15 protein-coding genes are annotated in these 26,547 nt (G+C 54.8%); 6 read left to right on the forward strand and 9 right to left on the reverse strand.

Annotation, left to right across the window (positions count from 1 at the left end):
• The first annotated feature begins 76 nt into the window (after positions 1–76).
• From KRAC_RS05995 to KRAC_RS06015, 5 genes are all read left to right on the forward strand, one after another.
• Complete coding sequence (locus KRAC_RS05995; RefSeq protein ID WP_007905275.1) at positions 77–1,261, forward strand: acetyl-CoA C-acetyltransferase; 1,185 nt, start codon at positions 77–79, stop codon at positions 1,259–1,261.
• 335 nt (positions 1,262–1,596) lie between these two features.
• The gene (gene acs, locus KRAC_RS06000; protein ID WP_007905277.1) at positions 1,597–3,540 is read left to right on the forward strand and encodes an acetate--CoA ligase; all 1,944 of its coding nucleotides are present in this window, start codon (positions 1,597–1,599) and stop codon (positions 3,538–3,540) included.
• A 397-nt stretch (positions 3,541–3,937) separates the two neighbouring features.
• Positions 3,938–5,986 (forward strand): arginine--tRNA ligase, encoded by a 2,049-nt coding sequence (locus KRAC_RS06005; protein WP_007905279.1) that lies wholly within the window; start codon positions 3,938–3,940, stop codon positions 5,984–5,986.
• Positions 5,987–6,007: 21 nt separating this feature from the next.
• The gene (locus KRAC_RS06010; protein WP_007905281.1) at positions 6,008–6,577 is read left to right on the forward strand and encodes a putative glycolipid-binding domain-containing protein; all 570 of its coding nucleotides are present in this window, start codon (positions 6,008–6,010) and stop codon (positions 6,575–6,577) included.
• A 160-nt stretch (positions 6,578–6,737) separates the two neighbouring features.
• Positions 6,738–7,124 carry a MazG nucleotide pyrophosphohydrolase domain-containing protein gene (locus KRAC_RS06015; protein WP_007905283.1) on the forward strand — a complete coding sequence of 129 codons (387 nt, stop codon included), beginning with the start codon at positions 6,738–6,740 and terminating at the stop codon, positions 7,122–7,124.
• 103 nt (positions 7,125–7,227) lie between these two features.
• Here the strand turns inward: KRAC_RS06015 and pyrF are convergent, their stop codons facing one another.
• The 9 genes from pyrF to KRAC_RS06065 form a co-directional block, all read right to left on the reverse strand.
• Entirely contained in the window at positions 7,228–8,067 is an 840-nt protein-coding gene (gene pyrF / locus KRAC_RS06020) for an orotidine-5'-phosphate decarboxylase (RefSeq protein ID WP_007905285.1), read from the reverse strand.
• Between the two features lie 69 nt (positions 8,068–8,136).
• Positions 8,137–9,324 (reverse strand): RNA-guided endonuclease InsQ/TnpB family protein, encoded by a 1,188-nt coding sequence (locus tag KRAC_RS06025; protein WP_244421970.1) that lies wholly within the window; start codon positions 9,322–9,324, stop codon positions 8,137–8,139.
• The gene (gene ltrA, locus KRAC_RS06030; RefSeq protein WP_007905288.1) at positions 9,279–11,084 is read right to left on the reverse strand and encodes a group II intron reverse transcriptase/maturase; all 1,806 of its coding nucleotides are present in this window, start codon (positions 11,082–11,084) and stop codon (positions 9,279–9,281) included. Before ltrA ends, KRAC_RS06025 begins: the two co-directional genes overlap by 46 nt.
• An 834-nt stretch (positions 11,085–11,918) precedes the next feature.
• Positions 11,919–12,581 (reverse strand): phosphoribosyltransferase family protein, encoded by a 663-nt coding sequence (locus KRAC_RS06035; RefSeq protein ID WP_007905289.1) that lies wholly within the window; start codon positions 12,579–12,581, stop codon positions 11,919–11,921.
• A 153-nt stretch (positions 12,582–12,734) separates the two neighbouring features.
• Positions 12,735–15,950, reverse strand: coding sequence for a carbamoyl-phosphate synthase (glutamine-hydrolyzing) large subunit (gene carB / locus KRAC_RS06040; RefSeq protein WP_007905290.1), 3,216 nt, complete (start codon positions 15,948–15,950; stop codon positions 12,735–12,737).
• A complete protein-coding gene (gene carA, locus KRAC_RS70150) occupies positions 15,951–17,090 on the reverse strand; it encodes a glutamine-hydrolyzing carbamoyl-phosphate synthase small subunit (protein ID WP_007905291.1) in 1,140 nt (379 codons plus the stop codon).
• A 45-nt stretch (positions 17,091–17,135) separates the two neighbouring features.
• Complete coding sequence (pyrB, locus tag KRAC_RS06050) at positions 17,136–18,131, reverse strand: aspartate carbamoyltransferase (RefSeq protein WP_007905292.1); 996 nt, start codon at positions 18,129–18,131, stop codon at positions 17,136–17,138.
• A 683-nt stretch (positions 18,132–18,814) separates the two neighbouring features.
• Entirely contained in the window at positions 18,815–19,516 is a 702-nt protein-coding gene (locus KRAC_RS65410; protein ID WP_007905296.1) for an FKBP-type peptidyl-prolyl cis-trans isomerase, read from the reverse strand.
• Between the two features lie 1,512 nt (positions 19,517–21,028).
• Positions 21,029–22,261, reverse strand: a complete 1,233-nt coding sequence (locus KRAC_RS06065) for an RNA-guided endonuclease InsQ/TnpB family protein (RefSeq protein WP_040441990.1) — start codon at positions 22,259–22,261, stop codon at positions 21,029–21,031.
• A gap of 297 nt (positions 22,262–22,558) precedes the next feature.
• Here KRAC_RS06065 and KRAC_RS06070 point away from each other — a divergent pair, with 297 nt between their 5' ends.
• Positions 22,559–25,918 carry a S41 family peptidase gene (locus tag KRAC_RS06070; RefSeq protein WP_007905299.1) on the forward strand — a complete coding sequence of 1,120 codons (3,360 nt, stop codon included), beginning with the start codon at positions 22,559–22,561 and terminating at the stop codon, positions 25,916–25,918.
• The last annotated feature ends 629 nt before the right edge of the window (positions 25,919–26,547 follow it).

A 26,547-nucleotide genomic window follows, 5' to 3' on the forward strand; every position in this document is an offset into this window, starting at 1 on the left:
CTTGCGTAGAATTCGTCCCAGGTGCTAGACTGAGGAAAGATGAGCAAGGTGCTTTGTAAACACAGAGAGGTGGTACATGCAAGATATTTATGTCATCGCGGGCGCGAGAACTCCTGTGGGTGTCCTCCAGGGTTCGCTCTCCGATGTGTCGGCTATCGACCTGGGTGTCATTGCAGCCAGGGAGGCACTCCAGCGTAGTGGTGTCGATCCTCAACAGGTGGATCAGGTGGTGATGGGGAACGTCATTCAAACCAGCAAAGACGCGATCTACTTCGCGCGGCACGTGGCGCTTAAAGCAGGACTGCCTATCGAGACTCCAGCGCTCACCGTGAATCGTCTCTGCGGCTCTGGCCTGCAAGCCATTGTCAATGCCGCCCAAATGCTGCGCCTGGGCGAGGGAGAGATCGCGCTGGCGGGCGGTGGCGAGAATATGACCCAGGCTCCTCACGTCATTCGTGGCGCCCGCAACGGCTTCAAGCTCGGCTCGGCGCCCCAACTCGAAGATAGCCTGTGGGAGGCCCTGGTTGACAGCTATATCGGCTGCGGCATGGCGATCACAGCCGAGAACCTGGCCGAGAAGTATCAACTCTCACGCGAAGAGGTAGATGCCTATGCCCTGCGCAGCCAGGTCGCGGCACGCAAGGCTCAGCAAGCAGGCTACCTGGCCGAAGAGATCGTTCCCGTCACGATTAAGGATCGCAAAGGCAACGAAATCACCTTTGCCCAGGATGAGGGCATTCGTGATACCTCGCTTGAAGCCCTGGCTAAGCTCCCAGCACGCTTCCGCAAAGGCGGCGTCGTCACTCCAGGCAACGCTAGCGGCATCAACGATGCCGGCGCCTGCGTGATTCTGGCCACCGAGGAGGCAGTCAAACAGCATAACCTCAAGCCTTTGGCACGCGTTATCTCCTGGGGCGTTGTCGGCGTACCGCCCGAAATCATGGGCATTGGTCCCGCTAATGCCATTCGCCAGGCGCTCAAGCGCGCAGATCTTAGCCTCGACCAGCTGGACCGCGTGGAGGTCAATGAGGCCTTTGCCGCCCAGTACCTGGCCGTGGAGAAAGAGTTGGGCCTGGATCGCGACAAGACCAACGTCAACGGCGGTGGTATCTCCATCGGCCATCCCCTGGCCGCCAGCGGGGCACGCATCACTCTCGCGCTGCTCAATGAGCTTCGCCGCAATCACTTAAAATATGGCGCCGCCTCCCTCTGTATCGGTGGCGGGCAAGGCATCGCAGCCGTCTTCGAGAACGTTGGCTAAGAATTTTTAGAGGTGAGATGTTGTGCAGTGGCAGCTGACGGCTGCCACTGCACAACATCTCACCTTTTGGGTAAGCGCCGTAAGCGCGAGGAGACAGAAAAACCCACTTATATGCTATAATGAGCTACTACTAGGGATGCGATAAGGACCGCTTTTCAACGGTGAACAGTGGACTTCAGCGCCTTTCATCTACACGTGCCACACGTTGCATTCAAGGGTATCTATTGAAAGACAACGACGTATCTTACTAACTTCTTATTCGGAAACCAACGTCGCTTTCGCGACTAGCGCTTCGCACTCAGGTTTCCGATAGGAATTAACCAGGAGGAATCGCGATGGGTAACAACCTCAACTTCGAGGATACAGACACTATTTTAACTGAGGATCGCCTATTTTCCCCACCCAGCGATGTCGTAGAGAATGCCAATATTACCGCTTATATGAGATCCAAGGGCTTCAATGACTATGAATCTTTCTATCAGTGGTCGCTGGAGAACCGCTTCGAGTTCTGGGAGGACATGGCCAAAGAACTCCACTGGTTCGAGCCATGGACCAAAACCTTTGAATGGACGGAGAAGCCCTTCTTCAAGTGGTTCACCGGCGGCAAATTCAATATCGTCTACAACTGCCTGGATCGCCACCTGGAGAGCGAGACGCGCCACAAGGTTGCCTTCTACTGGGAGGGTGACGATGGCTCCAACCGCACGCTGACCTACGAGCAGCTCTATGTCCTGACCAACCGCATGGCTAAGGCTCTACAAAACCTGGGCATCCAGAAAGGTGACCGCGTCGCCATCTACATGCCTGCTATTCCCGAACAGGTTGCCGCCCTCCTGGCGGTCGCGCGCCTGGGCGCGGTGCATACCGTCATTTTCGGTGGCTTCGCCGCCAACGCCCTGCGTGAGCGCATCAATGACGCGGGAGCCAAGGTCGTGATTACCGCGGACGGCAACTATCGCGGCGGCAAGCATATCCAGCTCAAGAAGATCACTGATGAGGCCCTGGAAGAGACGCCAACCGTGGAAAAGGTGCTTGTTGTACGTCGCCTGGACAGCGAGGTCAACATGCAGGAGGGGCGCGACTTCTACCTTGATGAGCTCTTTCAAGAGATTCCCGAAGACACGGTTGTGCCTTGCGAGCCCATGGACAGCGAAGATCTACTCTATATCCTCTATACCAGCGGCAGCACCGGCAAACCCAAGGGCGTTGTGCATGTCCAGGCTGGCTATGCCGTGGGCACTTACACCACGACGAAGTTTGTCTTCGATATGAAGCCCGAGGATGTCTACTGGTGCTCGGCCGACATCGGCTGGGTCACGGGACATAGCTATATCGTGTATGGCCCCTTGATGAATGGCGCGACCAGCGTCCTCTTCGAGGGCACCCCCTCCTATCCCGCCCCCGACCGCTGGTGGAGCATCATCGAGAAGTTCAAGGTCAGCATCTTCTACTCCTCGCCCACCGGTATCCGTGGCCTGATGCGCTTTGGCGAAGAGTGGCCCGCGAAGCATGATCTCTCCAGCCTGCGCGTTCTCGGCTCTGTGGGTGAACCCATCAATCCCGAGGCCTGGATGTGGTACCGCCGCAACATCGGTCACGACGAACTCCCCATCATGGATACATGGTGGCAGACCGAGACCGGAGCAATCCTGATCAGTCCAACCGTCATCCTGCCGCTCAAGCCCGGTAGCGCCTCGCGTCCATTCCCCACCATCGAGGCCGATATCGTGGACAAAAACGGTAAGGCGGTCGGAGAGAACAAAGGCGGCTTCCTGATCGTACGCCATCCCTGGCCCTCGCAGATGCGTACCATCTATCGCGATCCCGCGCGTTACCAGACCTACTGGGATACCATTCCCGATGTCTACTTCGCTGGCGATGCCGCGACAAGAGACCAGGATGGCTACTTCCGCGTGCAGGGCCGCGTTGATGACGTCATCAAGGTCAGCGGACACCGCCTGGGCTCTATGGAGATCGAGTCCAGCCTGGTCAGCCATCCCGCGGTAGCCGAGGCCGCCGCTATTGGCAAGCCAGATGAGGTCAAGGGTGAGCACGTTAAGGTCTTCGTCATCCTCAAAGACGGCCATGAGGCCTCCGACGAGATGGAGAAGACGCTGAAACTCCATGTCCGCACCAACGTTGGCCCGCTGGCCGTGCCTGATGAGCTAGAGTTTGTCTCCAGCCTGCCCAAGACACGCTCGGGTAAGATCATGCGCCGCGTCATTCGCGCCCGTGAGCTTGGTGAGCCAGTCGGCGATACCAGCACGCTCGACGCCTAGTGATTATAAAAAATAAGTTGATGGTGAGGTGCCCTGTGCAGCCGTAGGCTGCACAGGGCACCTCACCATCAACTTATTTTTTATGTCGTGTCTCATGCCGACTAGAATTGGCAAGCCCTGCTATTTCGCCTTCGAATCTTGACCGTACATCAAAGCTAGGTTATAGTAGAACACAACTCAGTCTATATACTAAGAAGAGAAGATATTCCTTTTAGGCCCCCACATGCATCTTCTTTTCTGGGATGGTTGGAGGGGGTTCGCGAGGTTTGGCACGTTCCTCTGTAAAAACGCCTCCCTGTTAAGGGTGAACACACGAAAGGAAAGCGTGGCGACAGAGCCTTTTCCATCTATCCAGGAGGCTCGCATGTCGCCCGCCAGGTGAGTGAGGCAGAGCCATATGCCCGAAGTACAGCAAAAACAAGATCTTCATGCCTATTTGACCGCGCTAATCAAGCGTGCAGCAGCTGCATACATTGAACGCGAGGGAATCGCTTACGACGCCAAACAGCTTCCCATCGACCTGCGTTTCTCAGCCCAATCTAGCTTTGGCGACTACTCTATTCCCGTCATGCCCTGGGTCAAGAATAAGCTCGGTCGCCCCCCTCTGCAAATCGCGGAGGCGCTGGCAACCTATATTAACGAACTACATGTTCCTGAGCTTGAGAATGTCAACGCGACCAAGCCCGGCTTTGTGAATTTCCGCTTGAACCGCGCAGGTGTGGGCCGCAGCATTATCGAGCGTGTGCTCGAAGAGGGTCCCGACTTTGGCCAGAACGAAGTTGGGCTTAATCAACGCATCATCGTTGAACATACCGCGATCAACACCAATAAGGCCGCGCACGTCGGCCACCTGCGCAACTCCTGCCTGGGCGATACCGTCGTGCGTATGCTCCGCTCACAGGGCTACCATGTCGAGGCTGAGAACTATATCGACGACTCGGGCGTCCAGGTCGCGGATGTGGTAGTTGGCATGCTGCTCCTGCAAAAGGGCGAGCTACAACTGGCCGAAGGCAATGAGCAGCATCCCGACGAGTCGTTTGACTACTATTGCTCACGCATCTATGTGGCCGTGAACAGGCTCTATGAGCAGAAGGAGTCGGAGCGAGGTATCGCCGCGATTCAGCTACGCCGCCAGGTGCTACACTCCATTGAACATGGCGATGAGCCAGAGGCTGGCCCCGACTACCCGGCGATGGCCGCTGATCTCTCGCACCAGATCGTGCAAGCTCATCTCAAGACCATGGGACGCCTCAACATCTCCTATGATCTCCTGACCTGGGAGTCGGCGATTTTGCAGGCCGGACTCTGGCAGCATACCTTCGACTTCTTGCGCAAGCATAACCTGCTCGAAAAGCCTGAGACTGGCCCCGCCGCTGGCTGCTGGATTCTCCCCTTTGGCGACGGCGAGAGCGATGGCGAGCGCATGAGCGATAAGATTCTGGTGCGTAGCGATGGGACCGCGACCTATACCGCCAAGGATATCGCCAACCAGCTCTGGAAGTTTGGCCTTACCGACGATCCCGAGTTCAACGTTCAGTTCCACTTCGTGCCCTGGGGCACCCAGCATGATGGACGCCAGCTCTGGACCATGCGCACACCCAAGGACGCCTTCCATCCCGAGCAAGAGAGTGATCCCAAACGCTTTGGCCATGCCCAGCACGTGGTCAACGTCATCGATGTGCGCCAGTCCTACCCGCAGCAGGTTGTATACGAAAGCCTGCGCCGCTTAGGTTACACCGAGCAGGCCGAGAATTCAAAGCACCTGGGCTACGAGGTCGTCACGCTTTCGGCCGCGACCGCCGCCAGCCTGGGCATCGATACCTCCGATGGCCGCGATTTCTACGCCATGTCGGGACGCAAAGGCATCGAGATTAAGGCCGATGACCTGATCAACACAGCGGAACAGCGCATGCGCGAGGTTCGCCACCAGGATGAACGCCCCGAGATCGATGAGAAGACGGCCTCTGTGCTGGCAGCGTCGGCGATTCGCTACTTCATGATTCGCTTCAACCTGCAACAGATCATCACCCTGGATATAGACGAGGTGCTCCGCCCCAATGGCGATACCGGCGTCTACCTCCAGTACTCCTACGCACGCTCAAACAGCATCTTGCGCCGTTTGCAGGCCTCTGGCTATACTATTCCTACCAGGCTGAATGGTCTACCAGAACAGCTTGAGCAGAGCGAGTGGGAACTGTTGCGGCACATTGATGCCTACCCACGCCGCCTAGCGGAGGCAGCTGAGCAGATGTCGGCCTCGGCACTAGCCGCATATGCCTACGACCTGGCAGCTCATATCAGCGATTTCTACGAACATACGCCTCCAATCGTGAAAGAAGAGAACGAACAGATGAAGGCCTTCCGCGCCCTGCTCGTTCAAGCCACGGTTCAAACAATGAATAATGTTCTGCGCATTCTAGGTTTTGAACCCCTGGAGCGCATCTAGACACCACTGCGGAGAGTTACCGTGAAACGTTCTGTTTTATGGTCCCATCTCGGTCAGCCCGGTCTTGAGCACCTCTTCCTCCATGCCCGTGAAGAGGAGGTGCTCGCCGATGGGCAGGCCATTACCATGGAACAAGGGATGCCCCTACGCGCCCACTATGTTGTCCGTTGTAACTCCGACTGGCAAGTTACCCAGTTCGATATCGATATTCTGGGACGCTTGCAGGCTGACCTCCACTTGCGCGCCGATGGGAAAGGAAACTGGTTCTTTGCAGAAGGAGAACCCATCCCAGACCTGGCAGGCTGCATCGATATCGACATCTCCATCTCCCCTTTTACCAATACGCTGCCCATTCGTCGCCTACAACTGGCAGTCGATGAGTCAAAGGAAATCCTGGTAGCGTATGTCGCCCTGCCTGACATGCAGGTCACACCTATTCGCCAGCGCTATACCTGTTTGAGCGATCTTCCAGGCGAGCGCGTCTACCGCTATGAGTCGCTGGATAGCGAGTTCAGCACCGAGATCACAATTGATGACGACGGCCTCGTCATTAACTACCCACATCTCTTTGAGCAACTCTCCGTCTGCTAATCGAGATCACTAATCAGACGTCTTTTATTCATGAGCGTAGCAAGTATCGCATGGACCATTAGGAACATCATGCGATACTCACTACGCTCACGCGGCATTCTCTACAAAATTTTTTGTGGCAAGTGTGGCAACCTCCACGTTGCCTTTGAGGGATCAAAAAATGCAAGGCGAGACAACGAACTTTCCCAATGAGATGCATACCATCGAAGACTTTCAGGCCTTTCACCGTTGGCTGGATGCCCAGAAAGGCTTCGCGACTGACATCTTCTTAAATATGACGATGTTAAGTGGAGAGATTGGTGAAGTCGCACAGGTACTGAAGCAGGTCTATTTCATGATCGATCCTGCCCACACGAATCAAGAAGTAAAAACACTTGAGGAGGCCCTGACTATCCATCGTGAAAACCTGGGCCAGGAGCTAGCCGATTGCCTGGCCTACATTTTTAAACTAGCCAACTATACCGGCGTCGATCTACAACAGGCCTACCTGGAGAAAATGGCCAAGAATCTGCATCGTACCTGGAAGTATAAAGCAGAAGAAGAATGAGAGAATGGGCATGATTTGTGGGCATTCGTCCACAAATCATGCCCATTCTCTCATTCTTGGGAGCGCCGCAGGCGCTCCCGGTCAGGCGTCAGAGCCGAAACAACTAATCCTTCTTCTGACGGGCGGCGTTGATCTGGTCGCGTGTGCGCCGGGCCTCTGCTGCCGCGGCCTGGGCAAAGTCTTCGCCCTCGCTGGCGTAGAGAATGGCACGCGAGGAAGAGATAATCGCAAGCTCACCCTGCGCGTCCACACCCGCCTGGACCGCCGCCTCCAGGTCGCCTCCCTGCGCACCAATGCCCGGAATCAGAATTGGCATCTGGGCACAGATAGCGCGAATCTGACGCAGTTCCTCGGGATAGGTCGCCCCAACCACCAGCCCGCAGTTGCCCGCAGTATTCCAGGACTGAACGAGCTGAGCGACAACTTCATAGAGGTGACGCAGTGTCCCGCCCTCATCCTGCACGCGCAGATCTTGAATGTCGCGCGCCCCCGGATTGGAGGTACGGCACAGCAGGAGCGTACCCTTGTCGCGATACTCCAGAAAGGGAGCCACGCTATCACGACCCATATAGGGATTGATCGTCACGGCATCGCAGCCATAGGTCTCAAAAAAGGTTTTCGCATACGCGCGCGCGGTATTGCCGATATCGCCGCGCTTGGCGTCCGCGATCACAGGAATATGAGCGGGTACAGCCTGGACTACTTCCTGGAACACCTGGAGGCCTGCCGGCCCCAGGACCTCAAAGAAGGCCAGGTTCGGCTTAAAGGCGCACGCATATGGGGCCGTCGCCGCGATAATGTCCTGACAGAAACGCACAATCGCACTCATCACCGGCTCCTGGCGTAGCGAAGCAGGCAAGCGTCCAGGCTCGGGATCCAGTCCAACACAGAGCAGGCTTTCCTGTCGGCGTGAGGCGGTTAGAAGCTTCTCGACAAAGTTCATCTTTTTACCCTCTTCTATGAATTGACATCCTCCCCATGGCTAAAAGCCAGGGGATTCCTAGAGTCACCTCTAGGGTTTCCTGCTTCGCTGAGTCTTGCCAGAACGAGACGAAACCCGTCCTGGTCTTATGGACTCTCCACAGGCGAGGACCGTGAGCCCCACGGTCACAATATTCTTGGCAGCGTTGATATCGCGGTCATGATGGACACCACATTCAGGACAATCCCATTGGCGAATATCAAGCGGTAAGGAGGTGAGAATATGACCACACTCGAAACACCGTTTACTGGAGGGATACCACTTGTCGATCTTGACAAGATTTCGACCATACCAGTCTGCCTTGTATTCGAGCTGAGACACAAACTCACTCCATCCCACATCGCTGATCGCTTTGCTCAGGGTTGGGTGCTTGACCATATTTTTGACCTGCAAACTCTCCACGCACATCGTTTGGTTTTCACGAATCAGGCGGGTAGAGAGCTTGTGCAGGAAGTCACGGCGACGATCAGCGATACGAGCATGAATGCGTGCGACCTTGAGACGCGCCTTGTCTCGATTTTTCGAGCCCTTTTTCTTCTTGGCATGGCGGCGTTGAGCTTTCGCCAGGTTCTTTTCGTCCTTGTGAAAGAATCTGGGATTGCCTACTACTTCACCCGTCGAGAGAACCACAAAGGACTTCAAGCCAAGATCAGCACCAATCGCCTTCTCATTGCAAGGCAGATGGGCAATTTCCTCTTCCACAAGGAGACTGATGAAGTAGCGATCAGCGCAATCTTTGGTGATAGTGACGCTCGAAGGAATGGCCTCGTTTGGCAGAGGACGCGACCACACGATCTGGAGAGGCTCGCTCATCTTGGCAAGCGTAAGAGAGCCATTGCGCCAGGTGAAAGCATTGGCTGTATACGTGGCGGATTGGGTATTTCGCTTTTTGTGGAAGGTCGGGTATTTGGCACGACCTTCAAAGAAGTTGAGAAACGCTTTGTCCAGGTGGCGAAGAGCCTGCTGCAATGGCACACTGGAAACCTCGTTCAACCAGTGCGTCTCTTCTTGCTTTTTCAAGTCAGTTAACAGGATACTTAACTCTTTGTAGTAGAGTCGCTGATGGTCTTTGTAATAGGCATCCGTTTTCTTGCGCAAGGCCCAGTTATAGACGAAGCGACAACACCCAAAGGTCTGAGCAAGCATCTGTTGCTGTTGTGGTGTGGGATAAACTAAGCGCATGGGTCGCCCCATCCGCTCGTCTGCAAAACCGAGCATGAAGATTTCTCTTCACTCGGCTCCTCAATCATATGGCCCTTGTTATGGGTACCATGTCTTTGGTCGTGGCAATGTCGGTGGAGAGCACACTTGTTACTCAGTTCCTCTCCTCCTCCCTCACTTTTAGGAGTGATGTGGTCTATCTCGATTTGATCTCCTTCGCGGAACTGCAAATCGCACCATCTACACTTGCCTTGCTGCTTCAGAAGCAGCATCGCCAGTGTTCCTCTCGTTGTTGGGTGGTTTTTCAGTCGTTGGCTCCAATACATGAGGTTTCCGTCATAGGGGCTGGCAGCACCTTTTACTTTGACATGTCGTTGGATCTTCGTCGCATCATGCCTTCTCAGGTCATAATCTTCGGAGGTTGCAAAGATGCTGTATTGGCCTTCGCCTCTCTTCCAGTACCTTTGCCTAATCCAATGTCTGTTTTTGTTTGGGTGCCTACGAATTGCCCACGACCATAGCTGTTGCTGAAGAATGTAGTCACATCTACTGTACTCAGCCTTGGAGCAGACTGTTCTGTAGTAGTTGGACCATCCCCTGATGATGGCAGAAAGTTCCTTAATCAGTTGGCCTTGCGGCGCTGATCTCCGTTTGTTGATTTGCTGCTTCATCTGGGCTATGTGTCGTTTGACGGCTTCTTTGCTCGGTTTGATGATCGTTTTGAAGCCAAGCGGAGTGCCTTGTGAGTTTGTCCCTGTACGGTTCTTTCCTACCGGATATTGCCGGATGGAAAATCCTAGAAACTCGAATCCCACATTTCCTTCATAGGGTGTGAGCGTGTGGCTTATTCTCGTTTTACTTGGCTTCAGTTCCAGTCCCATGTCCCTTAACCAGTCATTGATTCTTGTTTTCACTTCAAGGATGGTTTCTAGCGTTGAATGAAAGACCACTAGATCATCGGCGTATCGTACCATTTGGGGTTTATCCCTTGTGGTCCTCTTTACGCCTTTGAGAGCCTCTTCCAGCCCGTACAACGCTATATTCATGAGTAAAGGAGAGACAACGCCACCCTGCGGGGTTCCGCTGGTTGTAGGTGTGAATTCCCCCTCTGTCATGACTCCCGATTTGAGCCAGGCCTGGACGGCCTGTCTCAGACGTGGATAGGTCTGAAGTTTTTTCAAGAGTGCTGTCTGGTCAATGTTATCGAAACAGCCCCGGATGTCAGCGTCAAGGACATATTTTGCCTTTTTTCCGATATCCAGAAAGATTGCTGCGATAGCATCGTGACAGGATCGTCCAGGGCGAAAACCATAGCTGTTCACCTCAAAGCGAGCTTCCCATTCTGGTTCGAGCGCGGATTTCACAAGACATTGTCGTCCGCGCTCATACATCGTAGGAATCCCTAAAGGCCGTTGTTCGTTTTTTCCAGGCTTGGGGATAAATACCCTTCGGACTGGTTTTACTTTCTGCGGCCATTGTTTGGGATGAATGAGCGATGCCACCTGTCGCCTCTGTTGAGGTTTCAAGTTCTTCACTCCATCAACCCCCGCTGTTTTCTTGCCCTGGTTATCCTGTGAGACGCGGCGTACAGCAAGAAGCCTTGCTGCTTCCGATTTCATCAAGAGCTTTTGAAGTTTTTGGACTGCACGTTGATTGCCACGTTGACTGGCTCGGTAGATTCTCTTTTGGATGCGGTAGACATGCTGCTCAAACTTGCGCCAGGGCAACTTGTTCCAAGCCTCACTCTCAGGGTCAATTTTCTTCTTGATCCTGGGTGCTTTCCTATTTGCTATCGTACTTGATCTTCTACTTTCCATACAACTGTGTCCACGTCAGCCTATCCTCTCGCTTTCCGAGAGGCATTCGCTTCTTGGACAATCCTTCCGTCGTGCTGCTTGCGGTTGGCACCTGCTCATGGTATCGACCCCCATGAGAGCAAACACGCGGTTACTCCGTTCCGTTGCTCTGTTTTTCGCTACCGTAGGTGTGCATTCTCCACCGGAGTCCTGACAGATAGGCAATGGAGCTGTACCATCTCCATTGTGTACTCGACTCGTTCCCGTTTTGGGCTGGCTTGTTATCCTGCGTAAGCCAGTTTTCCGTAACGATGGTTCAGTCATGCATTCGTTTTATCTGCCTTGTTAGACAGGCTTCTCACCGTAGTAGCCAGCTAGAAGGTGTCCTCATATCAGGTTTATGAGGCATCCCCCGTTTCATCCCGCTTCACTGATTGAGGGCCAGTCGCTACAGTGGGGATGATGCTATCCATTCCTATCGAATGAGAGAGGAATTGCGCCTCTCGTCAGAGAAACAGTTGTCAGTGTCTTTCAAAAAAAACACCGCTGCTCGTCCCCCATTTATCATGGTTTGGAGCAAAACGGGTCGCACGATACACCCGATACTTGAAAGCGCGTTTCTGTTTCATACGTTACATTGTAGCAGTTACAGTGTAAAAAGGCAATACGTCTTCCCACCCTATCCACCCCAAAAAGGAACGCGCCATTCATTCCCATGTTTGCGCAACAGGGGTCTTCTGGCGCGGTTTGATAACCTGATCGGCGGATACGTGGTATTGTAGGGTCCATGCTTGCATGGACATGCTCCCACGAGATCCGCACCCTCAGCGCTTGAAGTCCAAGCCAGCTTGGCCCCTACAACTTCTGTGCGTCGACGGCTTGCTGTTTGGCCAGGAAGGCACGCCCTTTCCCCAATTCGGTGTTGACCGGAACCCCCTCACGGCAGAAGGGGCACTCCTCGGCGGTATAGGTTTGCAGCGGAAGCTCGACTAGCGCATGAATAGGCACGCCTCCAACCTGTTCAGGTCCCACATTGCCACGATTGCACAGCACGCTCAAGCCGATCACGTTACCACCATAACGGCGCACCGCCTCAATCGTCTGGCGTGCCGAGCCGCCCGTAGTCAAAATATCCTCTACCACCAGAACGTTGTTGCCCTTGACAAACTTATCATAGCCACGGCCAAAGAAAAATTGCTTATCCACGCCATCGGACCCCTTCTCCGCGAAGACCGCCAGGATCTCGCCCGAGGGCTTGCGCCGCGTCAAATGATAGGCCGTCCACTGCGAGAGAATTACCGCGCCAATCGTTGGACCTACCACCACGTCGATCTGCTCAGGATCATAGGGCTGTCCCATGCGCTCGCAGAGCGATGAAATCAGCTCTGGTCTTAAATAGAGCGCATCTTTATTCACATACACCGAGCTGTGGCGCCCCGAGCTATAGACAAAATGACTATTTGTGATAATCGCGCCTGCCTGCTCAAAGAGTTCCATCAATGTTGCATCACTACTCATATTTCCCACCTTCTCATTCTGGTTCTTAACTGACCCCTCGCGCTTGCGGCGCTCGCTTAGGTAGGTAGTGTGGTGGGCTGTGGCTGCCGCAGGCAGCCACAGCCCACCACACTACCTACCCATATGTCTATGAGATTCTCTCAAGCTAGAATACTAGCTCTGAGCAACGGCCTCATCAACTGTGTACTCGTTCCAGGACTTGATCGGAATCGTCTTCAGCTGCTTCTGCGTGATGGCTCGCGCAAAGAGGCGGGCCTGCTTGACCTTTGTGAACAGCGGGATATTATGATCGATCGCGTGGCGACGCATCGCGTAGTCATCGTCGATATCCTTCATGATATGACGATCCACGATGTTGATGGCCAGGTCGATCTTATTCTCGCGGAAGTAGGTCAGAACACTGGGCTCTTGCTGCTCATGTAACTTGTAGAGCCTGGTTGCCTCGATGCCGTTGGTATGCAAGAAGGCTGTGGTCTTCTCTGTCGCGTACAGGGGAATTCCCAGGGTCGCGAACAGGCGCGCACTTTCGAGGAACTTGGCCTTCTTGTCGTCACCACCCAGGCTGATAAAGATGCCCTTCTGCGGCACATGACCGCCGGTGGCGATGATCGCCTTCAGGTAGGCCTCCTCCAGGTCGTCACCAAAGCAGGCAACCTCGCCAGTGGAAGCCATCTCGACGCGCAGGATGGGGTCAGCTCCGGTCAGGCGCGAGAAGGAGAACTGTGGCGCCTTCACCGCGACAAAGGACGGGCGCGGCATGCTGACGTCAGGAATAGATTCCTGGAAGAGAGCGTCGACGAATAGCTCAATCATGTTGACGCCGGTCACCTTCGAGATGAAGGGGAAGGTGCGCGAGGCGCGCAGATTGGCCTCGATGACGTAGACCTCGTTATCCTTAGCAAGGAACTGGATGTTAAAGGGACCCGTGATCTGTAAGGCCCTGGCGATGGCGCGCCCAACCTTCTCGATACGCGCTTTGGTCTCCTCATTGATCGTCTGCGGGGGCAGTACGATGGTTGCGTCGCCAGAGTGTACGCCCGCGTTCTCAACATGCTCGGAGATGACGAAGGCTTTGACCTCGCCCCGCTGCGCGATAGCATCCAGTTCAATCTCCTTAACCTTCTGGAAGAACCTGCTCACGGTTACGGGATACTCACGCGAGACAGCCACGGCCTCGCCTACATAGCGCTCCAGCTGCTCCTGATTATAGCAGACGTTCATGGCGCTGCCCGAGAGCACGTAGGAAGGGCGGACCAGGACGGGATAGCCAACGCCCTCCACAAAGGAGCGCAGCTCTTCGAGGCTGCTGAATGATGCCCACTCCGGCTGGCGAATCCCCAGTGTGTCCAGCAGGTATGAAAACTTGTTGCGGTCCTCAGCCCCATCGATATTCTCGGCGCTGGTACCCAGAATCGAGAAGCCGTAACGATGAAGCGCCTGTACGCGGTTGTTTGGCGTCTGTCCGCCTACCGAGACAATGATGCCGTGGGGCGACTCGAACTCGCAGATGTCAGCGATACGCTCGAAGGTCAGTTCTTCAAAGTAGAGGCGATCCGAGGTATCATAGTCGGTCGAGACGGTTTCGGGATTACAGTTAATCACAATGGACTGTTTCTGGTACTTCTTGAGCGCATCGACGGCGCTTACCGAGGTCCAGTCAAACTCGACCGAGGAGCCGATGCGGTAGGGGCCAGATCCCAGCACCACGACACCATTCTGGCCCAGGGCCTGAATGTCATTATGCTGCGCATTGTAGGTCGTGTAGAGATAGTTTGTCTCCGAAGGGAACTCGCCCGCCAGGGTATCAATCTGGAGGATCGCAGGCACAATACCGTGCTGCTTACGCAGCTCACGAATCTCCAGCCCTGCCTTGCCAACCATCTGACCAATGCGCTTATCTGAGATACCCAGTTGCTTCAGGCGGCGCAGCATCTCCGCGGAGAGATCATGCGTCTGACGCAGGGTCTCCTCATGCGAGAGAATGTTCCAGATGCGCGTCAGGAACCAGTGATCGATACCAGTGATATCGTGGATCTGCTCAATGGAGTAGCCATGACGCATGGCGAACGGCAAGGCAAACATGCGTTTATGCGTGGGCTGGTGCAGGAATTGCTGGAGCACCTCTTCTGTCGAGGTATAGCCGGAGAAAGGTTGCTCGGCGGTCGCGCCCTCCAGCTCCAGGTCCAGCATACGAATGGCCTTCTGATAGGCCTCTTCAAAGGTGCGCCCAATACCCATGACCTCGCCCACCGACTTCATGCCGGTGCCGATGGTCCAACTAACGCCCTTGAACTTCTCCAGGTCCCAGCGTGGAATTTTGACCACGACATAGTCCAGGCTCGGCTCAAAACAGGCCTGGGTGACGCCTGTGACTTTGTTCGTCAGCTCAGTGAGGGAGTAACCCAACGCCAGCTTCGCCGCGACATAAGCCAGGGGATATCCGGTCGCCTTACTCGCCAGGGCAGAACTGCGCGAGAGGCGCGCGTTGACCTCGATCACGTAGTACTGCGAGGTTTGGGGATCTAGCGCGTACTGTACATTGCACTCACCCACGATGCCCAGGCTACGCACAATCTTGATCGCCGCCGCACGCAGCGTATGATACTCGCTGTTCGTCAGGGTCTGGCTGGGAGCGATAACCACCGACTCACCAGTATGAATGCCCAGCGGGTCCATGTTCTCCATGTTACAGACGGTGATGCAGTTATCAAAGGCGTCGCGCACGACTTCGTACTCGACCTCTTTAAAGTGATGCAGATACTGCTCAACCAGGACCTGGGGCGCAAACACCAGCGCGCCATCCACAATCTGGCGCAGTTCGTCTTCGCTATGCGCGATACCAGATCCCTGTCCACCCAGGGCATACCCGGCACGGACCATCAGCGGGAAGCCAAGTTCATGCCCGATGCGCAAGGCCTCGTCCAGCGTCTCAGCGACGTGGCTCTGGGGCGTGGAAATATTGATCGAGCGGAGATGTTGCGCGAACTCCTCGCGATCCTCGGTCAGGATAATCGCCGAGACCGGTGTGCCCAGGATCTGCACCCCGTATTTCTCCAGCACACCGCTCTGGTGGAGCGCGATACCACAGTTGAGCGCGGTCTGGCCACCAAAGGAGAGTAGAATGCCATCGGGGCGTTCTTTTTCAATGATTTTTTCGACAAAGAATGGCGTCACGGGCAGGAAATATACCTGGTCCGCCATCTGCTTCGAGGTCTGAATGGTTGCGATATTTGGGTTGATGAGGACCGTTGAGATGCCTTCCTCGTGAAGAGCTTTGAGGGCCTGCGAGCCGGAGTAGTCAAACTCTCCAGCCTGTCCAATCTTGAGCGCGCCCGCTCCCAACACCAACACTTTCTTTAGCGACTTCACTTAGATCAATGCCCCCTTTGCCTCGTATACCTTCTCCAGGAAGAGATCAAACAGCCACTCGGTATCCATGGGTCCCGGTGTAGACTCGGGATGGAACTGGACCGAGAAGAACGGAAGTGAGCGATGGCGCATGCCTTCATTGGTATTATCATTCGCGTTGATAAACCAGGGCTCAAACCCTTCTGGGACCGTGCCTACCGCGAACCCATGATTCTGCGTGGTGATGTAGCAGCGCTTCTCACCAGCAAGCAGGCAAGGCTGATTCTGACTGCGATGGCCAAACTTCAGCTTGTAGGTATCGCCGCCTGCGGCCAGGGCCAGCAACTGGTGTCCCAGACAGATACCCATAATCGGAATTTCGTGCTCCATCGCGGCGCGCAGCGTCTGAATGGTTTTCTCAGCCACTTTGGGGTTGCCTGGACCATTGGAGACCAGGATGCCATCAAAGTCGAAAGGCCTGTCGTCCGCGAAGAGATCGTAATCCCATGGTACCTCTACCACGCGTACGCCGCGTGCCACCAGGCTGCGGATGATATTATGCTTGGCGCCACAGTCGATGAGGGCGATAGTAGTCTCGCCTGAACCATACTCGCGCACCTCGCTGGTAGAGACACGCGCGACCAGGTTATCGGCATAGGGGTTATGGAAAGGAATATCTTCATCAAAAACAATCTTTGCCAGCATCGTGCCATGCTTACGAATATGTTGGGTCAGCAGGCGGGTATCCTTGATCTCCAGCGCGGGAATCTTCTCACGCTTCAACCAGGTACTCAAATCCATAGTGCTCTCGAAGTGAGAGGGCGTCGGGATATAGTTTGAGACAATCAGCCCGGCCGCGTGGATACGATCACCCTCCCAGCGCCTGGCATCAGGCACACCATAATTGCCAATAATTGGATATGTCATTGTGAGGATCTCGCCCGTGTACGAGGGATCGGTCAGGGCTTCTGGATAGCCCACCATCCCGGTACAGAAAACCACCTCACCGGCGGTTGCCTGCTCGTAGCCAAAGGAGAGGCCCTCGAAACGCGTTCCATCTTCTAATAACAATACGCCTTTACGAGCCGTTGCCGAAAACGCCAAACTATCCTCCACAACATCTTTTAGCAGCTTATTAGCAGTGTCAATTTGCAGCATCATTGGATATCCTTCCAGAGTCAGTGTAACTAGTAAGAGTCCCCACGCTTAGGCGCGGCCCAGAACGAGGGCCAGCAGCGCCATGCGGGTATACAAGCCATTACGAACCTGCGAACGTAGATACACAGCCCTGTGATCTTTATCGACCTCTGTGTCGATTGTACCAATGCGCGGCAGGGGGTCCATCAGGATCATCTCCTGGCTGGCATATTCTGCGAGCAAGGCAGGGGTAACCGTAAAACGTTGTGCGACCATTTCATTATATTCCGTCAGCGAGCCAAAGCGCTCTTTTTGAATACGCGTCCAGTACCAGTACTGGCAATCCCTAGGGATATCTCTCTCGCTCGTGATTTCATGGATAGTAATATTACGGGAGCGGAACATGTTTAGATCTTCGCGCTTGAGACGCAGCTTTTCAGGAGAGAGCAGATAGACTGTATTATTCTCGAAGAGCGAGAGACCACGCATCAGGGAGTGTATCGTCCGACTGTTCAGCGCATCACCCGCCATAACGCCTGTCAAATTATCCAGGCGGCCAAAGCGCTCATAGAGCGTATAGAGGTCCAGCACCGTCTGCGAAGGATGCTCGTTGTTGCCATCGCCAGCATTAAGGACCGGGACGAACTCAGCGCTTTCCGCAGCCCGCAACGCGGCACCCGGGCGGGGATGACGCAGCACAATTGCATCTGAGTAGGCTTCAAACACGCGGATAGTATCCTCAAAGGTCTCGCCCTTGTTGACCGAGGAGACCGTCTCAGGATTCTGGATCTCTAGCGTCTGCCCACCCAGGCGCTTCACTGCGGCCGCGAAAGACCCGAAGGTACGACTCGAAGGCTCGAAGAAGAGCAGCGAGACAAGCTGGCCCGCGAGCAACTGGCATGGCTCTTTGCCAAGCACAAGCTGCTTCATATGACCCGCCAGGGCAAAGATCCGGCGCACATCATCGGCACTGAACTGGTCGAACGAGACAATGTCCTTGCCCTTGAAATCTCCATTGATCATCGCTAACGTGTCATATGTCTTCTCAACAGCAATCTGGCTCATAGATCCCCCTAATAGCTAATGTATGCAGACGTTGTACGCTTCGCGTGTTAAAACACAACCGGTTGATAGGTCATCATTGAAACCTTCTCCGATTGCCAGCCCGGTAAGATGGTCTCCGCCCGGCTCCTCCCCTTCTCTTCCCGTAGCTTATCTCGTCAGGTTGTATTTCTGGGCAAAAAAAATTCCTCACCTCCAAATGAAAGGAGAGAGGAGAAACTAGAAAATTTTCCAATGGCGGAATCGACTTCCCAATGGAAATACCAATACCCGGCTACTGCCGTTGTCTGTATTGCTCTCCCCCGTATGTTTGAAGCCATGACGATACCGCACCTTTTCAGTGTAAATGTTTTTGGGAACTGGTCTCAAATTGCTAGAAGTATACCTTCTGATTTCGCAAAAGTCAAGGGAAATAAAGGTTTTTTTTGCCTGCCTCCTGAGACCAGGGATAGGTCTGGCGCCCCCACGCCAATGCAATGCTCTTCTCCTCACTATGTTCTAATCGACACCCCCTCTCTCTTCTTCAATAAGTAGGAGGGGTGGTGTGCCTGAGTAGCACTACTCAGGCACACCACCCCTCCTACCAGAAATATTGTGGCACGGTGGTCTGCCGATGGCGACCACCGTGCCACAATATTCCTTTCAAAGCGAGCGCCATAGGCGCGAAAAGTCAAGCGAGGAGAAAGTTAGGCAACAGTCACCACGGTTACGTCAAAGATAATGGTGGCATTCGCCGGGATAGGGCCACTCCCCTGCGCACCATACGCCAGGGCGGGGGGAATAATCAGGCGGCGCGTACCACCAGCCTTCATCCCAATCAAGCCCTCGTTCCAGCCCGGAATGACCTGGGCCTGTCCAACGTTTTGCAGATTGAAGAGTGCGCCCTTGCGATCATAGGAGCTATCAAACTTTTTGCCATCCTTTTGCAGCCAGCCCGTATACTCTACATTGACGGTGCTCCCCTTGGCCACTTCTTTCCCTTCGCCCGTCTTTACATCGATATATTGCAATCCATCAGGAAGCTTCACAATTTTGCTGTCATCCGCGGGAGGAGGTGTGTTTGGACCCGCGCTTGGCGTAGGAGAGCCACCCGTCGCAGTCAGAACGGCGTTTGCGACACCTGTTGCGGTCGCGTGCACACTGGCGGTGCTTTTGGCATTCGCGGTTACCGTCGCGTTCTTATTGGCGGTTGCGATCAACTGGTTATTGTATTGCTGATATTGCAAGACACCAAAAACACCAATGACAATCAACGCAACCGCTACAATAGCGGAGGTCCAGATCCGAATGCGGCGCCGACGGCGCTCCCTGCGATACAAACGCTCTTGCTGGCGCTGGCCAGGACGGCCCGATGTTGGGTTGTTTTCACGGCGTATAGTCTGCGACATAGCACATTCTCTCCTCGTATCTATGTAGAATAATTGCAGGTTGAGGTTACCATTATTTCTTCTATCTGACAAGAGGGAAACACAAGGAAGTACTTATTGACGTCAGATACCCCGGTCTAAAGACGAGGGGCTTGGATCTAAGCTCCACCTCAATTCAGCATATCTCGAAAGACGTGCGGCTTTGGCTTCGTCGCTTGATCCATCAGGAGGGGCAACTGGTAGGGTAGACCGCCAGCGAGGTGCCTTATCCGTTGCACTCACAACGACATAAGACCCTTTTCCAACGGTCCCCCACAGAACCGTGCTTGCACGCTTTCCATGCACACGGCTCGCCAAGAGTACCTTTTTCAAGTTTCCAGTCTCTCTGGGATCTTGTGACTCATCCGAGTCAACCCCTTTCGAGTGGAATGTACTCTCTGGAGTCCTTCCTCGTGTCTCACCCATTACGGTGAGCGTTTGGGGTAGGGTAAGAGGCCGGGTCCTGATGATTCAGGAGCACCAACCCCTCCCCTCCGAACGCAGCATGCACCTTTCGATGCACTACGCTCTCCAGAGGCCAGTGTCTTTTCAACACGACTCCCACAGCGGTCTTTTGACACATCCATGTCAACCGCTACTTTTGAGTCTGGCCTCCTGCGACCCTTTGTCAGATAAAATCCGACTCGTATGGTCGCTCCGTCACCTTGCGCTTTACAGCGTTTAGGCGATCCCTCAGTTCCTCCAAATGTCTCAGTCTGTACGTAGGTGCCCATTTCGTCACTTCCTGCTCCTTGCAGGCTGGCTCCAACGAGAGCTTGCAGGGGAAGTAGTACCGTTCCCCTGCACGTTGAACACAGGCGATAGTCCCTTCTCCTGTGGGCTGGCGTTTTTCCGCCATGACTTGGATTCAGCCAATCAAGACTTCACCTTATACAGCTTCGCTTGACTTCCCTCTGGCTCCTGGGACTGGAGCTTCACCAGCATTTTACACGACATGCTACTTTCCCTTCAGTCCTTTCGGTTGAAGGTATCTCCGTCCACTTACGTGGGCGAATAAGTCGCTGTGTTACTCACCTTGCTCTAGTGAGCTTACCCCGACGGGTAAGAGAGACATTTGTGGCACAAAGGCGCACTACTATGACTCCTCCGTCGCCCTGCGTCTCGCGACGTGTAGGCGATCCCCAGGTTACACAGCGAACTCGGTTCGTACGTAGGTTCCCGCTCGTCGTTTCCTCTTCCCTAGAGGCTGGTTTCGATGGAAGCTCCGCAGGAGTACTTGTCATCCTCTGCGGCATCGAACAGCAGGCATCGACGCTAATTGGGCCTGCGGATGGGGGTAGCATCACCACGACTTGGGTTTAGACAATCCAGTCTTCGCCATATACGACCTAACTGACCAACTTCTGGTTTGTAGCGTTCAAACGTCATTGGCCTTTTTGGCACCATGCTGTTGTCCCCTCTGTCCTTTCGGGAGAAGGTAAGGTGCTGTTTTAGCCACTTCGCTTCAGTGGCACCGTCCTCTGACGGCAAAGTTCACTGCGCCTCTCTGGGCGCACACAAGTGCCCCGTGCTTGCCCAGTCCTGCCGGGCGAGCAACGTTCGCATCGTGAGATTCCTGGCGCCCACCAGATCAGCATGCAGCGTATATTGGCAATGCTTGCAAACGAAGAGCAACCCCTTCTTGGGACGATTCTCCGGCGCGGTATGTCCGCAGCGAGGACAGGCCTGACTCGTGTAGTGGGCGTCCACTTTGATCGCCATTGAGTTCTGCATGAGGGCCTTATAGGCAATCATGGTGTGCAGCTCGGCGAAGCTCCACTTGGAGTACGTAGCGTTGGCTTTCCGTTGCTTCTTCGTGGTGTTCTTCCCCTTGCGTCGCCGGGTTCGCTCTCGGATATCTGTCAGGTTCTCCAGGCCGATAAGGCTGTGGGGATACTGGGTCACGATGCGTTTGGAGACCACATGATTGGCGTTGTGCTTCAACCGTCTCTCCCGTCCACTGATGATGACCAGTTTCCTGGTGGCCGAACGGGTGCCTTTCTTTTGCAGACGCTTTCTCAGTCTCGCGTAGTGGTTAGCCTTGGGGACAATCTGTTTGCCCGAATGGAACGAACAGGCCCCTGTCGTATCGCTGGTGACGGCCAGATAACGGACACCGACGTCCACACCGACGACGCTGGTTTGCGTTTGCGGCGTGGGGTCCGCCACTTCGATTTCTAGGGAGACCAGCAGATAGAATTGCTTGCGAGGTTTATCATACCAGAGTTTGGCTCCGCCGATGTCCGCGCCCTTTTGGATGAGAGCCACGTGTGTATCGTAGCCCGTGTAGGGAACGACCATGCGTCCATTCAGCGTCAGCACACTGACTCGCTGGTTTTTCTTGAAACTATAGTCGTAACCATACTGATAGGTCAGTGTAGGCGAAACATACTTCGGAGCCTTGTCCAGCCCTTTGTAGCGTTTCTTGGTGAGACCCGCTTTGCGTTGAGTGGCGTTGTGCTTCACCTTGGTCCAGAGCCCCTTGTACGTTGCGCTGACCTGTCGCGACACTGTACAGGCCATTTGTGAGGGAAGACCAAAGTGGGTGCGAATCTCAGCATACATGCCATTATGCAGCTTTTTGGCATTGCTGATCTTTCCTTGCGTAAAGGCATAGTGGCTGACGGCATTCAATGCCTCGCGATACGCCAGTTGTGTTGCGCGCAATGCGGTAAAATGCTCTGGGGTCGTTTGTAATTTGATTTTCGCACTGATTGTCGTCTTCATAATAGAGAAGTATATCAAATGTTCACCCACCTGTCAAATACAGAAAACGAGTGAAAGAATATATGGTTCCCACCCTGCCCAAACTCCAAAAGGGAGAGGAATGGGCCCGGTAAGATGAAATTTCACTCCCTCTGGCTCTACCATATTTTTTACCTCTACTAACTCTACAATTCATAGCCCCCTTTTCCGAAGTATGCTATAATTAAAAACCACACCCATCAAGTTGTCAGGCTTTGGTATCATAAGTACTGCGAATACCTTTTTTAACCTAGCGATACAGGCACATTCATTTTCATCATGACAACAAACGAACAAGAAGAGCTGACACAGCTCACCACAACTGAATACATTCCCCACGTTCCAGCGCAGGGATATATCCGCTATCCCACCATCTACAAAGACTATATCGTCTTTGTGACTGAGGATGATCTCTGGCTCGTCTCCAGTGAAGGAGGCCGGGCCGAGCGCCTCACCGCGGGACAGGGGCGCATGAGCCATCCCCATTTCTCGCCAGACGGCAACTGGTTAGCCTTCGTTGGACGCGAAGAGGGGCCGGGCGAGGTCTACGTCATGCCTGCGCTCGGTGGTCCCGCGCGTCGCCTTACCTTCGATGGAGGCACCTGCACCGTCCTTGGCTGGACGCCCGATGGGGGCGCGATTCTCTACGCAAGCAGCTCCGGCCAGTTCACGGCAAAATATACCGTCATCTACGCGATCAGCCCGGCTGGCGGCCCACCCCAGCAACTGCCGGTTGGCATGGCTAACGCCATTTCCTACGGCCCGGAGGGGGGAGTCGTTATTGGGCGCAATATCGAGGAACCTGCCTACTGGAAACGCTATCGAGGCGGGACCGTAGGCCACCTATGGTGCGATACTACAGGTAGCGGCACCTTTCAACGCCTGCTCAATATTCATGGCAACGTCGCCGATCCCTGCTGGGTTGGAAAGCGCATCTACTTCATCTCTGATCATGAAGGGGTAGGCAACATCTACTCATGCACGCCCCTGGGCGAGGAGCTTACACGCCACACCTTTTTCGACACCTTCTACGCCCGTCACCTCTCCACCGATGGCGAGCGCCTGGTCTTGCAATCGGCCGCCGATCTCTACGTCTTTGATCCAGCAACCAATCAGGTACGCCAGCTCACCGTGACCCTACCAAGTCAGCGCACACAGCTTAGCCGCAAATTCGTGGCCGCCGACCAGTATATCGATACCTTCGCGCTCCACCCCCAGGGACATGCGCTCGCACTTACCACGCGTGGGAAAGCCTTCTGTCTCAGCAATTGGGAGGGGGCCTCCATCCAGCATGGTATCCGGGATGGCGTGCGTTATCGCTTCCTTGAGTGGCTCAATGACGGCTGGCGGCTCGTCGCCATCTGCGATTCCCCCGGACGCGAAACCCTCGTGATTATCGATCCTGCAAGCGATAATGAATACAAGCTCCTGCCCGATATCGAGTTTGGGCGCGTGATTGAGCTTACAGTCTGCCCGGTCGAGAATATTGTGGCTATCACTAATCATCGGCAAGAATTGATTGTAGTTGACCTGGCATCAGGGCAGCATGGAGTCCTCGACCATAGCGAACATGGCCGCATCTATGACCTGGCCTGGTCGCCAGATGGACGCTGGCTGGCCTATAGCTTTGCCTGCAGTGCCCAGAAACGCGCCATTAAGCTGGGTAACCTTGAAACAGGCGAGACACATTTCGCGACCGAACCTATCCTGGCGGATGTTAGCCCGGCCTTCGATCCCGAAGGGCGCTACCTCTACTTCCTGGGCTATCGCGTCTTTAATCCCCTTTCGGATAACTTACAGTTTGAGTGGAGCTTTCCACGTGGGGTCCAGCCCTACGCCGTTCCTTTGCGCAAAGATGTTCGCTCCCCCTTTGTGACCGAGACCCGACTCACGCAAGACCTGCGCCGTCGCCCGGGCTTTGTGCCTGAAGTTGCCCCCGCCGCCACCGCCGACGACAGCAACGGCACCGAACCACAACCAGCTCCGACTACACAGCCTCCTAACACGTCCAATCGCGTGTATATCGACCTGGATGGTATCACCCGTCGCGCCGTGGCCTTCCCCACGGGCGAGGCACGCTATTCAGGGATTCTCGCGATGCGGGGACGCGTGCTCTTCCTGGTCCATCCGCTTACCGGCGCGCTCTCCGATGGGCAGAGTCGCGGCTGGATTGAGAGCTTTGATATCGAGACCCAGCGCCTGGAACGCATCTTCGATAATGTCAATGAAGCCATGCTTTCCCGCGATCACAATACGCTCCTCTATCGCTCGCGCGCTCGCCTGCGCGTGCTACGCAATGCGGAGAAACCCCGCTCGGATAGCGATTTTCCCGGACGTGAAACTGGCTGGATCGATCTGGGGCGTATCAAGGTCTCAGTGCTCCCTGCCGCTGAGTGGAGACAGATGTTTGCCGAAGCCTGGCGCCTCCAACGCGAACAGTTCTGGACCGAAGATATGTCGGGCGTAGACTGGGAGAGCATCTACCAGCGCTATGCTCCACTGATCGAACGCGTGGGATCACGCTCAGAGCTTTCTGACCTCATTCATGAACTACAGGGCGAGCTGGGAACCTCTCACGCCTTTGAATATGGTGGCGAATACCGACGCGGTCAATACTACCGCCAGGGATCGCTCGGCGTCGATTGGAGCTATGATCCCACAACTGAGCGCTACCGCATCGGGCGCATCATCGTGGGCGATCCTTCCGATGAAGATGCGACCTCACCACTCAGTGAGCCAGGTCTTGGTGTTGCCGTTGGAGACGCGATCATCGCGGTCAATGGACAACGCGTCGGCCCACGCCTGAGTCCCCAGGAGCTACTCGTCAATCAGTCCGGCAGCGCGGTCAGCCTGATTATTGAACCCGTCGAAGGCAATACCAGGCGTGTTGTGACGGTCAATGCCATCTCACTTGCAACTGAGAGCGCGGCCCGCTATCGCGACTGGGTGGACAGAAATCGGCGGGTGGTACATGAGAAGTCACGCGGGCTGGTAGGCTATATCCATGTACCCAATATGGGGCCACAGGGCTTCGCCGAGTTTCATCGCGGCTTTCTGGCCGAATATGACTATCCTGCCCTGATTATCGATGTACGCTGGAATGGCGGTGGCAATGTCTCCAGCCTGCTCCTGGAAAAGCTCTCGCGCCGCCGTATTGGCTATAAGTTCTCACGCTGGGGCAAACCGATGCCCTACCCGAAGGAGTCACCACGCGGCCCCATGGTCTCTTTGACCAATGAGCACGCCGGCTCCGATGGCGACATTTTTAGCCATAGCTTCAAACTCCTGCAACTGGGTCCCCTGATCGGGACACGTACCTGGGGCGGAGTTGTAGGCTATACACTCAATCACCAGCTCGTCGACGGCACCACAACAACACAACCCGAGTTTGCTAACTGGTTCGCCGATGTCGGCTGGGACATTGAGAACTATGGCACCGAACCCGATATCGAGGTGGATATCGCACCTCAAGACTATATGAATAACACCGATCCCCAACTGGAGAGGGCCATTACCGAGGCCGTGCGCCTGGCACACGAGGCCAAGACGCTAGAACCCACGCCGGGGAAACGCCCCTATCGTGGCTGGGTCAACAAGCCCGATGAGAGCGGTACCGATATCGAAAGCGCCTCCCAATAAGCAAGAAAGAGCGAGAGGCGCGGCATACATGCCCGCGCCTCTCGCTCTTTCTTGCTTATTATTATTGCTTAATTGGTAAATTAACTGAAGGGTTGACCGATTTTGCACTGAAGGGTGGGGTGCGCCTGCAAGGCTTTATGGAGTTGCTCAAAAGAGCAGCAATTGAAGAGTGGTGCTAGGGTTAGGCGGCATGCGTCTGGAAACGGCATTTCCGGGGGTGTGAAGCCCGCTGATAACGCCCGACCAACTTAGTCAGAAGGGAAAGAAGGGCAAACCCTGTGATCTATGCTGACGAGAGGAACCTTCATCTGAAGCGTCGTGATCAGTGAAGAGTGAAACTGGCTGACACACTCTGACCAAAATGGTATCGCGACTGCCCAGATATGTTCCACTGATATCTGGGACTCTTCCTTTGTTCGCGCGGCGTATAGAAGGCAGCTACGGATCACTATAACTCCATAAGGAGAAAGACAGGGAACTCTCAAACCGCTTTACCCGAAAGGGATGCGAGAATGCCAGCATGCGGGAGAGAGGGCGGCGGCGGCGTAGTAGTCAAATGCCAGCCTGTAATGGGCTGGACAGGGCGAAGGTTCGCCAGGGAAAGGAACCTGAAGAGAGAAGAAATGGAT

The organism is Ktedonobacter racemifer DSM 44963, assembly GCF_000178855.1.
Lineage (GTDB): Bacteria > Chloroflexota > Ktedonobacteria > Ktedonobacterales > Ktedonobacteraceae > Ktedonobacter > Ktedonobacter racemifer.

Coding starts and splice junctions, on each gene's coding strand:
- KRAC_RS05995 (WP_007905275.1), top strand. CDS start 77: ATGCAAGATATTTATGTCATCGCGGGCGCGAGAACTCCTGTGGGTGTC.
- acs (WP_007905277.1), top strand. CDS start 1,597: ATGGGTAACAACCTCAACTTCGAGGATACAGACACTATTTTAACTGAG.
- KRAC_RS06005 (WP_007905279.1), top strand. CDS start 3,938: ATGCCCGAAGTACAGCAAAAACAAGATCTTCATGCCTATTTGACCGCG.
- KRAC_RS06015 (WP_007905283.1), top strand. CDS start 6,738: ATGCAAGGCGAGACAACGAACTTTCCCAATGAGATGCATACCATCGAA.
- pyrF (WP_007905285.1), bottom strand. CDS start 8,067: ATGAACTTTGTCGAGAAGCTTCTAACCGCCTCACGCCGACAGGAAAGC.
- KRAC_RS06025 (WP_244421970.1), bottom strand. CDS start 9,324: ATGCTCGGTTTTGCAGACGAGCGGATGGGGCGACCCATGCGCTTAGTT.
- ltrA (WP_007905288.1), bottom strand. CDS start 11,084: ATGGAAAGTAGAAGATCAAGTACGATAGCAAATAGGAAAGCACCCAGG.
- KRAC_RS06035 (WP_007905289.1), bottom strand. CDS start 12,581: ATGAGTAGTGATGCAACATTGATGGAACTCTTTGAGCAGGCAGGCGCG.
- carA (WP_007905291.1), bottom strand. CDS start 17,090: ATGATGCTGCAAATTGACACTGCTAATAAGCTGCTAAAAGATGTTGTG.
- pyrB (WP_007905292.1), bottom strand. CDS start 18,131: ATGAGCCAGATTGCTGTTGAGAAGACATATGACACGTTAGCGATGATC.
- KRAC_RS65410 (WP_007905296.1), bottom strand. CDS start 19,516: ATGTCGCAGACTATACGCCGTGAAAACAACCCAACATCGGGCCGTCCT.
- KRAC_RS06065 (WP_040441990.1), bottom strand. CDS start 22,261: ATGAAGACGACAATCAGTGCGAAAATCAAATTACAAACGACCCCAGAG.
- KRAC_RS06070 (WP_007905299.1), top strand. CDS start 22,559: ATGACAACAAACGAACAAGAAGAGCTGACACAGCTCACCACAACTGAA.